General features: G+C 64.3%; 13 protein-coding genes. 1 reads left to right on the forward strand and 12 read right to left on the reverse strand.

Features of this window, described 5'->3' with window-relative positions:
• The first annotated feature begins 33 nt into the window (after positions 1-33).
• Positions 34-1,059, forward strand: a complete 1,026-nt coding sequence (locus tag SMD10_RS16400) for an IS110 family RNA-guided transposase (RefSeq protein WP_331686803.1) — start codon at positions 34-36, stop codon at positions 1,057-1,059.
• Between the two features lie 295 nt (positions 1,060-1,354).
• Here SMD10_RS16400 and lpxB read toward each other — a convergent pair whose 3' ends face one another.
• The 12 genes from lpxB to tsf form a co-directional block, all read right to left on the reverse strand.
• Complete coding sequence (gene lpxB / locus SMD10_RS16405; RefSeq protein ID WP_331686804.1) at positions 1,355-2,524, reverse strand: lipid-A-disaccharide synthase; 1,170 nt, start codon at positions 2,522-2,524, stop codon at positions 1,355-1,357.
• 5 nt (positions 2,525-2,529) lie between these two features.
• The gene (locus tag SMD10_RS16410; RefSeq protein WP_331686805.1) at positions 2,530-3,390 is read right to left on the reverse strand and encodes an LpxI family protein; all 861 of its coding nucleotides are present in this window, start codon (positions 3,388-3,390) and stop codon (positions 2,530-2,532) included.
• Between the two features lie 10 nt (positions 3,391-3,400).
• Entirely contained in the window at positions 3,401-4,204 is an 804-nt protein-coding gene (gene lpxA, locus SMD10_RS16415; protein WP_331686806.1) for an acyl-ACP--UDP-N-acetylglucosamine O-acyltransferase, read from the reverse strand.
• A gap of 12 nt (positions 4,205-4,216) precedes the next feature.
• On the reverse strand, positions 4,217-4,684 hold the full coding sequence (fabZ, locus tag SMD10_RS16420) for a 3-hydroxyacyl-ACP dehydratase FabZ (RefSeq protein ID WP_331686807.1): 468 nt from the start codon (positions 4,682-4,684) through the stop codon (positions 4,217-4,219).
• Positions 4,677-5,735, reverse strand: coding sequence for a UDP-3-O-(3-hydroxymyristoyl)glucosamine N-acyltransferase (lpxD, locus tag SMD10_RS16425; RefSeq protein WP_331686808.1), 1,059 nt, complete (start codon positions 5,733-5,735; stop codon positions 4,677-4,679). The genes fabZ and lpxD overlap by 8 nt, the downstream gene beginning before the upstream one ends.
• Before the next feature lie 44 nt (positions 5,736-5,779).
• A complete protein-coding gene (gene bamA, locus SMD10_RS16430; RefSeq protein WP_331686809.1) occupies positions 5,780-8,236 on the reverse strand; it encodes an outer membrane protein assembly factor BamA in 2,457 nt (818 codons plus the stop codon).
• A 196-nt stretch (positions 8,237-8,432) separates the two neighbouring features.
• Entirely contained in the window at positions 8,433-9,572 is a 1,140-nt protein-coding gene (gene rseP, locus SMD10_RS16435) for an RIP metalloprotease RseP (RefSeq protein WP_331686810.1), read from the reverse strand.
• 133 nt (positions 9,573-9,705) lie between these two features.
• Entirely contained in the window at positions 9,706-10,626 is a 921-nt protein-coding gene (locus SMD10_RS16440) for a phosphatidate cytidylyltransferase (protein WP_331686811.1), read from the reverse strand.
• A gap of 56 nt (positions 10,627-10,682) precedes the next feature.
• Entirely contained in the window at positions 10,683-11,369 is a 687-nt protein-coding gene (locus tag SMD10_RS16445; RefSeq protein WP_432757261.1) for an isoprenyl transferase, read from the reverse strand.
• 84 nt (positions 11,370-11,453) lie between these two features.
• On the reverse strand, positions 11,454-12,011 hold the full coding sequence (frr, locus tag SMD10_RS16450; RefSeq protein WP_331686813.1) for a ribosome recycling factor: 558 nt from the start codon (positions 12,009-12,011) through the stop codon (positions 11,454-11,456).
• 49 nt (positions 12,012-12,060) lie between these two features.
• Entirely contained in the window at positions 12,061-12,780 is a 720-nt protein-coding gene (gene pyrH / locus SMD10_RS16455; protein ID WP_331686814.1) for a UMP kinase, read from the reverse strand.
• 89 nt (positions 12,781-12,869) lie between these two features.
• On the reverse strand, positions 12,870-13,796 hold the full coding sequence (tsf, locus tag SMD10_RS16460; RefSeq protein ID WP_331686815.1) for a translation elongation factor Ts: 927 nt from the start codon (positions 13,794-13,796) through the stop codon (positions 12,870-12,872).
• Between the last annotated feature and the right edge of the window lie 12 nt (positions 13,797-13,808).

Genomic DNA, 13,808 nt, shown 5'->3' on the forward strand with positions numbered 1-13,808 from the left:
GGATGTCGGTGTTCAAGAAGGAAGGAGCGGACCATGAGCATAGTGATCCTTGGCATCGACCTGGGCAAGAACAGCTGCAGCATCGTCGGGCTCGACGCGGACGCGGCGGTGGTCGTGCGACGGCGAATGCGCCGCGACGGGGTGATCGCCTTCGCCGCAAGGCTGGAGCCTTGCGTGATGGCGATGGAGGCGTGCTGCGGCGCCCATCACATGGGCCGGTCGCTGTTGGCACTGGGGCATGAGGTTCGGCTGATGTCGCCGGAGTATGTGCGGCCCTACGTGAAGGCGCAGAAGAACGACGACCGCGATGCCGAGGCGATCGCTGAAGCAGCAACCCGGCCCACCATGCGCTTCGTCGAGTTGAAGAGCGAGGAGCAGCTCGATGTCCAGACGCTGCATCGGGTGCGCGACCGTCTGGTCGGCGAACGCACCTCCCTGACCAACCAGATCAGGAGCCTTCTGCTGGAGCGCGGGCATGTCGTGGCGCAGGGTCACGCTCGCTTGCGCCGCCTGCTCGGCGAATTGCTGGAGCCCGATGCGGGCGGGCTGAGTACATGCATGGCATTTTTGCTCGGAGATATGCGGACCCGCTGGGACGAGCTGGATCGCCGCATCGCCGCCTTTGATGCCGAATTTGCAGCGATGGCCCGGACCGACGAGCGGGCGCGGCGGCTGATCGACATCCCCGGCATCGGCGCGCTGAATGCCATCGCGCTGGTGGCCGCGGTCGGCGCCGCCGCGACCTTCGACAAGGGGCGCGACCTCGCGGCATGGTTGGGTCTTGTGCCCCGCCAGGCCACCACCGGAGGAAAGCCGAAGCTTCTCGGGATCACCAAGCGTGGCAGCCGGTATCTTCGCAAGATGCTGATCCAAGGCGCGCGATCCGCCATGCCCTCGCTGGCGCGGAGTGCCACGGCGATCGGGGCTTGGCTGCGCGGGCTTCTCGCCCGCGCTCATCCCAACGTCGCCGTCGTCGCATTGGCTGCCAAGATGGCACGCACCGTCTGGGCGTTGCTCCGCCATGGACGAAGCTACCGCGCCGCGCCGATGCTGGCGTGATGACCATGCGTCCGGCGAATACTTCACCGGACGCAGCGACCTGCGAGTGGTGAAAGGAAGATGGCCTGACAGTCGATCGGCAGCCCGAAAACCTCCGGCGCAAAATGGCCCTTCGAGGCCGGCCCCTTTATGAGGATCGGGCTGCGCGGATCTCCATCTTGGCAGCGGCCATTGTGCCGACATGCCGGATACGTTTGTGCAGACTGGTCACGCCGTCACCCAATCATCGCTTGCAATCGGGGCGGGCCATACGTTTGGGCACCCCATGCCCAAAGGCACACGCCAGCGGGGCCGTTCATCGCCTTGGCGGCATGTCGCGTCGAATGACGCCCAGTACGATTTCAGCCGCCGCTTCGCCCGGCGGCCGATCGACATGCATCTTGCGGCGGATGTCCGCGAAACCCTCGATCTGCGCCCGCCGTTCGGGCGTGTCGGTCAAGAGGCGCTGCAGACGGCGCGCCAGAAGCTCCGGCCGCACGAACTCGTGGAAATGTTCGGGCACCAGCGGATGGCCGGCAATGTAGTTCGGCAGCGCGGCCGTCCAGCCGGTGATCAAATGCCGCAACTGATAGCCGACCGGATCGAGCCGATAGGCGAGCGCCATCGGCACGCCCGCGAGCGCGAGCTCCAGCGAAACCGTTCCCGACGCCGCCAGGGCCGCGTCCGCCGTCGCGAAGGCCTGCCATTTGGCCTCGTCGCCGCTGACGATCTTCGGCTTGACCGCCCAGCCGTTCACCCGCTCTTCGATCGCGGTGCGCAACCGCGGCAGCGCGGGCAACGTCGCCTCCAGGTCCGGCATCCGCTCCTTCAGAAGCGCAAGCGTGCGGCCGAAATCGTCGCTTAGTCGGGAGATTTCTCCCCGCCGCGAGCCGGGCAGGATCACGAGCCTCGGCGGCACCGACGGGATGCGTGCGCCCCGGTCCGCGATCCGCGCCATGATCGCCTTCAGATGCGGTTCCGCGACCAGCGGGTGGCCGACATAAATGGCGGGCGGGCCTCCCAGTTCGCGCAGCACTTCGGGCTCGAAGGGCAGGAACGAGACGACCTGATCGACATAGCCGCGCATGTCGGCCGCCCGTTGCGGACGCCAGGCCCAGACCGTCGGCGGCACATAGTTGACGATCGGCAGGTCCGGAGCGCGAGCACGCACCTTCTTCGCCACGCGATGCGAAAAGGCCGGGCTGTCGATGATGACCAAGATGTCGGGCTTCTCGCGCAGCACATCGCGCGCGGCCTGCTCGATCCGCCATAGAAGCTGGGGCAGCCGGACAACGACGGCGCCGATGCCGACGATCGAAAGCTCGGAGATGTCGAACAGGCTGGAGAGCCCTTCCGCCTGCATCGCGGCTCCCCCCAGTCCGACCACCTCGAGTTCGTCGCCGAGCGCGGTCCGCAGAGCACGAATGAGGTCAGCGCCGATCCGGTCGCCCGATTCCTCACCGACGATGAAGGCAACCTTGGTCATCGCGTTCAGCCTGTCGTTTCCGGGTTGCGTCCGACCACAAAAAGCCGGTATCTCTCGGCCTCCGCGACCACCTCGTCCGCCTGAATGATCAAGGCTCCTCCGGCCGTCAGCCCGATGCCGCCAAGCCCGGAAGCAGCGGCCTCCGCGACCGTCGACGGACCGATGCTCGGCAGGTCGAAGCGGCGATCCTGCTGCGGCTTGATGCTTTTGACGAGAACGCAGGCCTCCTTCGAGCCGATCTTGCCACGGCGCCTGAGATCGGCGACCCGCTGCAACATCTCGCGGGTGCCCTCGATGCCTTCCAGTGCGATCACCCGTTCGGCCGACGCCACCACGGCCTGGCCGATGTCCAGAAGACCGAGCCCGGCGGCAGCCTCGAAGGCACGCGCCAGCGCCTTCTCCTCCGCAGGCGACGGGCCTCTGGCGGTCAGCAGGCCGTCCGGCATCAGCAGTTCGGGAACGATCTCGTGGACGCCCACTACCTCGAAGCCGCGGCGTCCGAAGGCCCGGGCACACGCCCGGAGCAGGGTGTCGTCCCCTCCCCGCATTAGGCGCAGGATCTCGGGCAACAGTGCCAGCGTGCGTAGGCTCGGGACCATCGATCGAAAGTCGGGGCGCACGGAGATGGTCCCGCAAAGAACCAGGCGACGCACCTTATGACTGCGAAGATAGGCCATCGCGTCGCCGACGCGATTCCACGAGATGTCGGCGTGGGTGAAGGCGGACCAATCGTGCTGCCGGCCATCGCCGACGGCAACGATGAGTGGCGACCAGCCGGCCTCTGCGGCATGCTGGGCGACGATGACCGGCAGAGCACCTCCGCCAGCGATGACGCCAAGGGGCTCCCTGTCGAAGTCCGGCGCCATCTCCGCCTCGTCAGGCTGGCCGGGATGCCTTGGGGAAGCAGAGCGCCCGATCTCCACCGGCCCGGATGAAGTTGAGAAGGTCCTGCACCAAGGGATCGTCGGGATATTCGGCCTGCACCTCGTCCATGTTTTCGCGGAAGGTGAGGTCCTCGGAAAACAGCATCCGGTAGGCTTTGCGCACGTTGCGAATGGCATCGCGACCGATGCCAGCGCGCTTCATGCCGATGACGTTGAGGCCGGTGAGATGGGCCCGGTTGCCGATCACCATCCCGAACGGGATCACATCGCCCTCGACCGCGGCCAGGCCACCGATATAGGCGTGGTGGCCGATCCGCGTGAACTGGTGGACGCCGGCGCCGCCCGCGATGATGGCATAGTCGCCGACCACACAATGGCCGGCCAACATGACGTTGTTGATCAGGGTCACGTTGGCGCCCAGGATGCAGTCGTGCGCCACATGCGCGCCGGCAAAGAAGGTGCAGTTGTCGCCCACCGTGGTCTCGGATCGGCCCTGAACGGTGCCCGCATTCATGGTCACCCCTTCGCGGACCAGGCAATTCTTGCCGATCACCAGACGGGTGTCTTCGCCACGATATTTGAGATGTTGCGGGGCGTGGCCCAACGACGCAAAGGGCCAGATATTGGCGCCTTCGCCGACCGTCGTGTTGCCGAAAACCACGACGTGCGAACGCAGCCGCGATCCGGCGCCTAGTCGAACCTGCGGTCCGAGATAACAAAAGGGACCGATCTCGACGTCGTCGCCGATCTCCGCCCCGTCCTCGACGACTGCCGAAGGATGGATTCGAGTTGCCATGCTATGGTGGCCTTATTCGCCTTCCCGTGGAACGAGCATCGCGCTGACGACCGCCTCGGCGACCTTGGTCTCGTCGACGCGAGCCTCACACGCAAACTTCCAGATGTTGGCGCGCTTCTTGATCTGCTGGACGTGATATTCCAGCCGATCGCCCGGCACGACCGGGCGACGGAACTTCGCGCCGTCGATGGTCATGAAATAGACGAGCGAGGGCGTGCCGGACCCCGTGGCCAGCGTGCAGATGGCACCCGCCGTCTGCGCCATGCCTTCGATGATCAGAACGCCGGGCATCACCGGCGCGTTCGGAAAATGGCCGAGAAAATGCGGCTCGTTCGCCGTCACGTTCTTGATGCCCACCGCCGATCGGTCGCCATCGATCCGGATAATCCGGTCGACCATCAGGAACGGATAGCGATGCGGCAGAAGCTCCAGGATCTTCAGAATATCGACGGCTTCGAGCATCGTCGTCGTTTCAGTCATTCTCTCTCCCCGAACCTCGTCGAGCACTCGCCATCTCCCGAACCATCGTTATCTCGCGAAACCACTCGCGCACCGGCTTGGCGGGGCAGCCTCCCCAGCGTGCGCCTGCCGGAACGTCGCTGGCCACGCTGCTGACTGCGGCAATCTGGGCGCCATCACCGATCGTGACGTGACCGTTGACGCCGCTCTGGCCGCCGATGGCCACATGATCGCCGAGGGTGGCGCTGCCGGCGATGGCGACCTGGGCGACGATGATGCAGTTTCGTCCGATATGGACGTTATGAGCCACCTGCACCTGATTGTCGATTTTGGTGTTTTCGCCGATGACCGTATCGCGGACCGAGCCCCGATCGACGGTGCTGTTGGCGCCGATCTCGACATCGTCCTGGATGATCACTCGGCCGATCTGCACGATCTTCACGATGCCCTCGCGGCCGATCGCATAGCCGAAGCCGTCCTGACCGACCTTGACGCCGGGATGCAGGATGACACGATTGCCGATCAGCGCATGGGTCACGGCGAGCTGGGGACCGATCCGGCAATCCCGCCCGATCTGACACCCAGGGCCGACGACGGCGCCGCACCCGATCACCGTGCCGCGGCCGATCTTCGCGCCTGGACCGACGAAAGCACCCGGCTCGACGATGACGTCGTCTTCCAGCACGGCAGAGAGGTCGACGGCGGCCGTCGGCGCCACGCCGCCCGACCGCGTCAGCGGCTGCGGCACCAGCGCTGACGGATAGAGCGCCTGTCCCGCCAGGGCAAAGGCCCTCTGCGGGTCTTTGGCAAAGATTCCGGGAACATGCGACGGCAGCTTGCTCGCGTGCCGTTGCGCCAGGATGACGGCGCCAGCGCGAGACTGCGCCAAGCCCCATTCATAGTGCGGATTGTCGAAGAAACCGAGGTCACTCTCACCGGCGTCGGCGAGTGAAGCCACCCCAGACAATTTGCGATCCGCAGGCGCTCCCGCGCTCAACGAGCCGCCGCATAAAGCAGCAATCTCGGCGAGGGTCAGCCCCTCGCCTCTCGCAAAGAAGTCCGTATGGGTCATCGGCAAACCAACGGAGACGTTTCCGCCTCCGTTGCCGGTCCTTGTCAGAAGCGCGTCGAGAAACCGAACGAGAATTCCTCGGTCTCGTCGTAATCTTCCTTGGTGATCGGATGCGCATAGTTCACGCGCAGCGGTCCAAAGGGAGACGCCCAGATCAGGCCGACGCCCGCCGACGAGCGGAGCGAGAAATCCGTGCCGAACACGCCGTCTTCGTCCTCGAATTCAGACCCCCACAGCGATCCCGCATCGGCGAACACCGCGCCCCGGAAGCCGAAGTCACGCGAGACCAGAGGCAACGGGAAGGTCGCTTCGACCGAGGCATTGACGTAGTTGGTGCCGCCGATCGGCTCGGAGTCGTCGTCGAATGAGGCCTGCCGCGGCCCCATACCCTTCGAGTCGAAGCCGCGGACGATGTCCTGGCCCTTGAAGAAGTTGTCGAACACGCGCAGGTCGCCGCCCAACGCCGTCACGTTGCCAGCGCCGCCGCTCACCTGGCCAATGATGTCGTTCGCTTCCGACAGAAGCGTGAAGTAGGACGCCTTGCCGGTGGTCTTCATGAACTGGGCATCGCCGCCGAGACCGGCAAATTCCTGTCCGGCCTGAGCGTAGAAGCCTTCACGCGGCATCTGCGTGCTGTCGAGCGTGTTGTAGGTCAAGGCATAGGAGACCGACGAGGTCCGATACGGGCTGTCGCAGATCGCCTCGTTGATGATCGCGGAATCGGTATAGGGCGGAGCCGAATAGGTGCCGGCACCCTCGTTGTTCGGCCCGTTGGGATTGGCGCAGGTGCTCTTCCAATAATCCCCGTCCGCGTCGACCAGGCGATCATCGTTCTGATCGTACTTGGTGCCGTTGTCGTCGCCGAATACCTCTTCCTTGTAGTTGTAGGCGATCTGCGCGGTCAGGCTTTCCGTGATGGGCGCAGCAAGACGGACATCACCGCCCGTCCGCTCGATGTCATAGGAACCCGAGGTGTTCTCGGTTCGATAGATGTCGAAGCCCGCTGCCAGGCGCCGCCCAAGGAAATAGGGCTCGGTGAACGACAGATTGTAGGTCCGAGAATCGAGGCCAAAACCGGCGGATACCTTGATGAACTGGCCGCGACCGAGGAAGTTGCGCTCGGTGACGCCCACTTCGGCAACCGGGCCCGAGCCTTCGCTGCCGGTCGTGTAGCCACCACCGACAGACAATTCACCGGTCGGCTTCTCGTCCACGTCAACGATGACGACCACCCGATCCGGCTCTGAACCCGGCGCCGTCGAAATCGACACCTTGGTGAAGAAGCCGAGTTCCTCCAGCCGCTGCTTGGCGCGCTGCACCAGAACCTGGTTGAAGGCGTCGCCTTCCGAGACGTCGAATTCGCGCCGGATGACATAATCGCGGGTCTTCGTGTTCCCGCGCACCTCGATGCGTTCGATATAGGCCCGCGGGCCCTGATCGATCACGTAGTTGACCGCAATGGTGTGGCTGGTGAAGTCGCGGTCGCCACGCGGCGTCACCTGCGCGAAGGCATATCCCTTCTCGGCCACGCGGTTGGTCAGGTTGACCAGCGTGTCCTCGACGTCCTTGGCGCTATAGACCTCGCCGGCCTGCGTCTTCAGTTCCGAGGTCAGGGATGCGGAGTCGACCCCCGGAATGGCGCTGTCGATGGTGACGTCGCCGAACGTGTAGCGCTCGCCCTCGTCCACCGTGACGGTGACGAAATACTTGTTCTGATTCTCGTCCAAGTCAGCGACGGAAGAGATGATGCGGAAATCGGCGTAGCCGTGATTGTAATAGAACCGACGCAGCGCTTCCTCGTCGGCGCGCAACCGGTCCTCGTCGTAGATGTCGTTGCGCGAGATGAAGCTCAGCAGGCCGGACTCGCGCAGCGAAATCACTTCCTTGAGCCGCCGGTCGCTGAAAGCCTTGTTGCCGACGAAGCTGATCGAATCGATCTTTGTGCGGTCGCCTTCCTGGATGTCGAAGACGACATTGACGCGATTCCCTTCCACCGACACGGTCCGATAACTGACCACTGCGTCGCTGCGTCCGATCTTCGAATAGGCCTCGCGGATGGCGTCCACGTCGGCCTGGACCGTCGCCTGGGAAAAGGCGCCGCGCGGGTTGGTCTGCACCACCGCTTCGAGCTGATCGTCCTTGAGCTTGGAGTTGCCCTGGAACAACACCTGATTGACGATCTCGTTTTCCTCGACATCGACGACTAAAGTTCCGCCGTTCTGCGCGATGCGGACATCGGCAAACAGCCCGGTGGAAAACAGCCGGGTGACTGCCGCATCGATTTCCGCGTCGCCGACGTTCTGGCCGGGCTTGATCGAGATGAAGCTGCGGATCGTGCTGTCTTCGACGCGCTGATTGCCCCGGACGTCTATACGGTTGACCAGCGCCGCCTGCGCCACTCCGCTGCCGACGAGCAGGCTACCCGCCAGGGCACCTCCAAAGACCGTCGAAGAAAGCGCAACCGCTGACAGTGTGTTTAGAAGCTTCGATCCAGCCGTCATGGGTCCCACCATTCTATCGTCCATTGTCCGCGCCTTTCTATCGAGGCGCCCGGACACTTTCAGCCCTTTTATCGGGTTTGGCAGCCCGTTCAAGCAAAGTGAAGCGCGCCGGTTTAGGAATCGGTAAACCGTTGCACCACAGTCACTGACACGAGCGAAGTTGGTTAACCAACCCTCAACGTGCATCCCCTCGCTCTCAGGTGAGCCCCGAGAGATCATTCCAGAACGCAAATACCATGAGGAGCATGACCAAAGCGAGACCTATCCGGAAGCCGATTTCCTGGACTCGTTCGCTGAGCGGCCGCCCCCTGACGGCCTCGGCTCCGAAAAACAGCAGGTGGCCGCCGTCCAGCATCGGGACGGGAAGCAGGTTCAAAAGGCCGATCGAAACCGACAGCAGCGCCGCAAGATGGAGCAGCGGAGCGAAGCCCAACGTGGCAACCTGGCTCGATACCTGCGCAATCCGGATCGGCCCGCCGATCTGGTCGGTGCCGTTGGTGCCGTTGAAGATGCCGCCGATGAAGCGGACGGTCTGCGACGTCACAAACCAGGTCTGGGAGACGCCATAGTGCATGGCTTGGCCGAGGCTCTGCTTCTCGACCCGGAACCCGGCGCTCTGCGCGTCGGCCACGATACCGATGACGGGCATCGTCAGTTCGTTGCCGAATTCGTCGGTTTGCGTTTCCTCGCGCGGTGTCACCGTCAACGTCACCTGATCGTCGCCGCGCTTGACGACGACCGTAATCGGCACGTCGGCACGGCTCGACACATATCGCTGAAGATCGCTGAAATAGTCGATGTCCTCGCCATCGGCCGTCAAAATCCGGTCGCCTGGCTGGAAGCCCGCCTGCTGGGCCGGCGAATCCGGTCGGACGGATGCGACCACAGGATCGCCCACCACGCGACCGCTGAAATAGGCGACGCCGGCAAAGATCGCGATCGCCAGGATGAAGTTGGCGATGGGGCCAGCTGCCACCGTGGCAGCGCGCCGTCCGACACTCTTTGCGGGGAAGGCCTGTGCGCGTTCCTCTTCCGCCATCTGCGACACGGCGTCCTGGTCGGGCACGCTGGCGGCGTTCTCGTCGCCCAAGAACTTCACGTAGCCGCCCAGCGGGATGGCGCTCAGCTTCCAGCGCGTGCCGCTTCGGTCGTTGAACCCGACGAGCTCCGGCCCGAAGCCGATCGAGAAGGCCAGGACCTTGATGCCGCAGAGACGACCGACGACGAAGTGGCCCAGCTCATGAAAGAACACGATGATCGTGAGCACGAAGAGAAACGGGACGACCTTGATCAAGGCCACATCCCAAATCGCTCCGAGGCTTGACGACAGATCCATCGGCACGTCCCTTTCTCGACCTTCCTTCGTCCCGGGATCCCGCTTCAGAAGGCGGTGTCACGGTGTGGCGCATTCTTCGCTATCAGACCGCAGCCGGGCCTTTTTGAGGCCGGTGTCCAGTCCGGCGCGACGGTCAGACGAACACCGCCGCCGGGTGTTCCAGGCCGCCCGTCAAGAGGCCGATGATCAGCGCCACCGCCAGCGCGACGATCAATGCATCGATTCGATCCAGCAGGCCGCCGTGGCCCGGCAGGATACGCCCGGAATCCTTGACGCCAAAGCGGCGTTTTACCCACGATTCGAACAAATCACCCGCTTGGCCCACGATCGACAACAGCCCCGCCAGGAGCACGATCGAAACCGTCGTCGTGCCCGCGACCAGCCAATGATAGCCGACGCCCAGTAAAACGCCCGCCAACAATCCGCCGACCGCTCCTGACATGGTCTTTTTGGGAGACACTTTCGGCATCAGCTTCGGGCCGCCAAATGTCCGGCCGGTGAAGTAGGCGAAGATGTCGGTCGACCAGACGACGCAGATGACGAAACCGATCGCCGCCAATCCGGTCGCGTCGACGCCGCGCAGCATGGCCGGCGGGACCGCCGTCAGTGCCGCATAGCACAGGCCGCCCAGCGCCCATCCCGCGCGCCTTGCGCGCCAATCCGCCACGATGCCGAACAACACGGCGGCAGCCATGATCCAAAACGCCGCGATCTCGAAACCGAGCACGAAGATTGCCATGGCCGCCACGAGGATCAGCCGAGCGACCTGATAAAGCGGGCCGGCGTCGGCCTTGGCGCGCGTTATGCGCGTCCATTCGTCGAACACGATGACGGCGGCGACCAGGCAGAGGATGCGAAACGCGAGACCGCCCAGGATCGTCAGACCCAGAACTGCGGCACCCAAAAGAACGGCGGAGATCAGTCGGACGCGCAGGTCGGTCCAGGACTGCCCCCGCGACGCCGAGCCCTGCACCGGCGACCCCGCCGCGAAGCTCGGCGGAGCTCGGTCGCCCTGGCGCTGCGGCTCGCTGCCGCCTCCTCCCGTCGCCAGCATCCGCTATCTCACCATCGGCCGAAAGACGAGATCAGCGCCTCGTCCGACGACGGAGATCAAGACGCGATTTCGCATGACACGCCGCCATAGCGCCGGTCGCGCCCGGCATATTCCCGCAAGGCATCCTCGAAGGTGCGGCGATCGAAATCGGGCCAGAGGCACGGCAGGAACACGAACTCCGAATAGGCCGCCTGCCACAGCAGGAAGTTCGACAGGCGTCGTTCGCCGCTGGTGCGGATGATCAGATCGGGATCGGGGATCCCGGCAGTGTCGAGATGGGCGTCGACGCATTCCGCCGTCAGCGCATCATGCGAGATCTCGCCGGACGCCAGCTTCTCGGCGATGCGCCGCAACGCCCGTGCGACTTCGTCCCGGGCGCCATAGTTGAAGGCCACGACCAGCGTAGTCTTTTGATTGTCCCGCGTCAGGCTCTCGGCCTCCTCCAGGAGGCCGCGAATGTCCGGCTTTAGATTGTCCCGCGCACCGATGACGCGGATTCGGACGCCCTGCTTGTGCAGATCGGCGAGGTCGCGGCGGATGAAGAACTTGAGAAGTCCCATCAGCTCGTCGACTTCGTCCTGCGGACGGCGCCAGTTCTCCGACGAAAAGGCGAACAGGGTCAGGTAGGAGATGCCCAGCTCTCCGGCCGCGCGCACCGTTTCGCGCACAGCCTCGACGCCACGGCGATGGCCAGCGCTGCGCGACAACCCTCTGGCCTTGGCCCAGCGCCCATTGCCGTCCATGATGATGGCGACGTGTTGGGGAATCCGCACCTAATCGCCCTCTCGTGTTCTATTCGCCGCGATGGTCGAGAATGAACCCGCCTTCTAGACCTGCATGATCTCGCTTTCCTTAGTGGAAAGCGTCTTGTCGATCTCGGCGATGGTGTCGTCGGTCATCTTCTGGACGCGGTCGGACATTTGCCGACTGTCGTCCTGACCGATTTCACCATCCTTCTCCATCTTCTTCAGCGTGTCCATCCCGTCGCGTCGAACATGGCGAACGGCGACGCGCGCATTTTCGGCATATTGGTGCGCGACCTTTACCAAATCCCTACGGCGCTCCTCGTTGAGCTCGGGGATCGGAACACGCAGCGTCGTTCCATCGGTAATGGGGTTGAGACCCAGGTTGCTGTCGCGAATGGCGCGCTCGACCTTGCCGACCATCGACTTGTCCCAGACGGAAACGGCGATCATGCGCGGCTCGGGCACCGAAATCGTCGCAACCTGGTTGAGCGGCATGGGGCTGCCATAGGCCTCGACGACGACGGGCTCGAGCAGGCTGGCGGAAGCGCGTCCGGTGCGTAGACCGGACAGGTCGCCGTGAAACGAGGAAACGGCGCCTTCCATCCTGCGGTTCAGTGCCTTGAAGTCGAAATCAGTCATGGTCTTTTTCCTTCCCTCGAGCGTCGCCCGGAATCAGTCGAAACGAAAATCAGTCCGAAACGATGGTTGCGAGGCCGCCACCTTTCAGGATCCGGGCGAACTCTCCCTGTTGGTGGATAGAGAAGACAACGATCGGAATGCCGTTGTCGCGGGCCAGCGCGATGGCCGCCACATCCATGATCGCCAGCCCCTGGCTCAGAACCTGCTCATGGGTGAGCGCATCATAGCGCTCGGCCGCCGGATTTTTCTTGGGATCGTCGCTGTAGATGCCGTCGACCTGCGTTCCCTTGAACAGCGCGTCCGCGCCCATTTCGGCGGCGCGCAAGGCGGCGGCGGAGTCGGTGGTGAAGAACGGATTGCCGGTGCCGCCGGCAAAGATCACCACGCGCCCGGCGCTGGCATGCGCGAGCGCCGCGCGCTGTGAGAAGCTTTCGCAGATCTCCGGCATGGCGATGGCCGACAGGACGATCGCGTCCACACCGAGCTTGATCAGAGAAGTGCGCAACGCCAGCGCGTTGATCACGGTGGCGAGCATGCCCATGTGGTCGCCCGTCACCCGATCGCCGCCCTTGGAGGCGACCGCGACGCCGCGAAAGATGTTGCCGCCGCCGATGACGATGGAGATGTCCACGCCGAGCCGATGAACCTCGGCGATATCGCCTGCGATCCGATCGGCGACGGTGACGTCGATGCCGAAGCCCTGGTGGCCCATCAGGGCCTCGCCGGAAACCTTGAGAAGGACACGCTTGTAGCGAAGTTCCGCCGTCATGCTTCACCTTGTCCAGTGCCGGCTTGCGATACAATAAGGGCGCCCGATTGTCACGCGGGCGCCCAGCGCAGTTCGGTTCGAGCTACCGGTTACTTCTTGCCGGCAGCCGCGGCAACCTCGGCCGCGAAATCGCTCTCTTCCCGCTCGATGCCTTCACCCAGGGCAAACCGGATGAAGCCGGTGATCTTGGCCGGAGCGCCGAACTCCTTTTCGGCCTCGGCGAGCGCCTTTTCCACCGTCAGGTCCGGGTTGATGACGAAGTTCTGCTTCAGGAGGACCACCTCCTCGTAGAACTTGCGCATACGTCCCTCGACCATCTTCTCGATGATGGTGTCCGGCTTGCCGGAGGCGCGGGCCTGGTCCGCAAAGATCGCCTTTTCGCGTTCGGCCGTCGCGGAATCGACATCCTCCGCCGTCAGGGCGAGCGGATTGGTCGCAGCGACATGCATCGCCACCTGGCGCCCGAACTGGGTCAGAGCGTTCTTGTCGCCAGCCGATTCGAGCGCGACGAGCACGCCCATCTTGCCGAGGCCCTCCGCCACCTGATTGTGGACGTAGGTCGCAACCACGCCTTCGCCGACGCTCAGCATCGCCGCGCGGCGCAGCCCCATGTTCTCGCCGATCGTGGCGATCGCATCGCGAACCACGTCGGCGACCGTCTTGGAGCCGCCGGGATAGGTCGCCGCGGCCACAGCCTCGGTCGAACCGTCCGTCTCCAGACCGGCATGGGCGATGTCGCGAACCAAACCCTGGAAGGCGTCGTTGCGCGCCACGAAGTCTGTCTCGGAGTTGACCTCGACGACGATCGCCTTGCTGTCGCCCGATGCGACGCCGACCAGCCCTTCGGCCGCCGTACGGCCCGACTTCTTGTCGGCCTTGGCGATGCCCTTCTTGCGCAGCCAGTCGATTGCGGCCTCCATGTCGCCACCGGTCTCGGTGAGCGCGGCCTTGCAATCCATCATTCCCGCGCCGGTCTTCTCGCGCAGCTCCTTAACCGTCGAAGCAGAAATGCTCATGACCTAGACCTT

This window comes from Consotaella aegiceratis (assembly GCF_036541425.1).
Taxonomy (GTDB): Bacteria; Pseudomonadota; Alphaproteobacteria; order Rhizobiales; family Rhizobiaceae; genus Consotaella; species Consotaella aegiceratis.

Bases quoted from the DNA above. Each gene is read 5' to 3' on its own strand.
- bamA (WP_331686809.1), bottom strand. From the start codon at position 8,236: ATGACGGCTGGATCGAAGCTTCTAAACACACTGTCAGCGGTTGCGCTT.
- fabZ (WP_331686807.1), bottom strand. From the start codon at position 4,684: ATGACTGAAACGACGACGATGCTCGAAGCCGTCGATATTCTGAAGATC.
- rseP (WP_331686810.1), bottom strand. From the start codon at position 9,572: ATGGATCTGTCGTCAAGCCTCGGAGCGATTTGGGATGTGGCCTTGATC.
- SMD10_RS16400 (WP_331686803.1), top strand. From the start codon at position 34: ATGAGCATAGTGATCCTTGGCATCGACCTGGGCAAGAACAGCTGCAGC.
- SMD10_RS16445 (WP_432757261.1), bottom strand. From the start codon at position 11,369: ATGGACGGCAATGGGCGCTGGGCCAAGGCCAGAGGGTTGTCGCGCAGC.
- SMD10_RS16440 (WP_331686811.1), bottom strand. From the start codon at position 10,626: ATGCTGGCGACGGGAGGAGGCGGCAGCGAGCCGCAGCGCCAGGGCGAC.
- lpxD (WP_331686808.1), bottom strand. From the start codon at position 5,735: ATGACCCATACGGACTTCTTTGCGAGAGGCGAGGGGCTGACCCTCGCC.
- frr (WP_331686813.1), bottom strand. From the start codon at position 12,011: ATGACTGATTTCGACTTCAAGGCACTGAACCGCAGGATGGAAGGCGCC.
- pyrH (WP_331686814.1), bottom strand. From the start codon at position 12,780: ATGACGGCGGAACTTCGCTACAAGCGTGTCCTTCTCAAGGTTTCCGGC.
- SMD10_RS16410 (WP_331686805.1), bottom strand. From the start codon at position 3,390: ATGGCGCCGGACTTCGACAGGGAGCCCCTTGGCGTCATCGCTGGCGGA.
- lpxA (WP_331686806.1), bottom strand. From the start codon at position 4,204: ATGGCAACTCGAATCCATCCTTCGGCAGTCGTCGAGGACGGGGCGGAG.
- lpxB (WP_331686804.1), bottom strand. From the start codon at position 2,524: ATGACCAAGGTTGCCTTCATCGTCGGTGAGGAATCGGGCGACCGGATC.
- tsf (WP_331686815.1), bottom strand. From the start codon at position 13,796: ATGAGCATTTCTGCTTCGACGGTTAAGGAGCTGCGCGAGAAGACCGGC.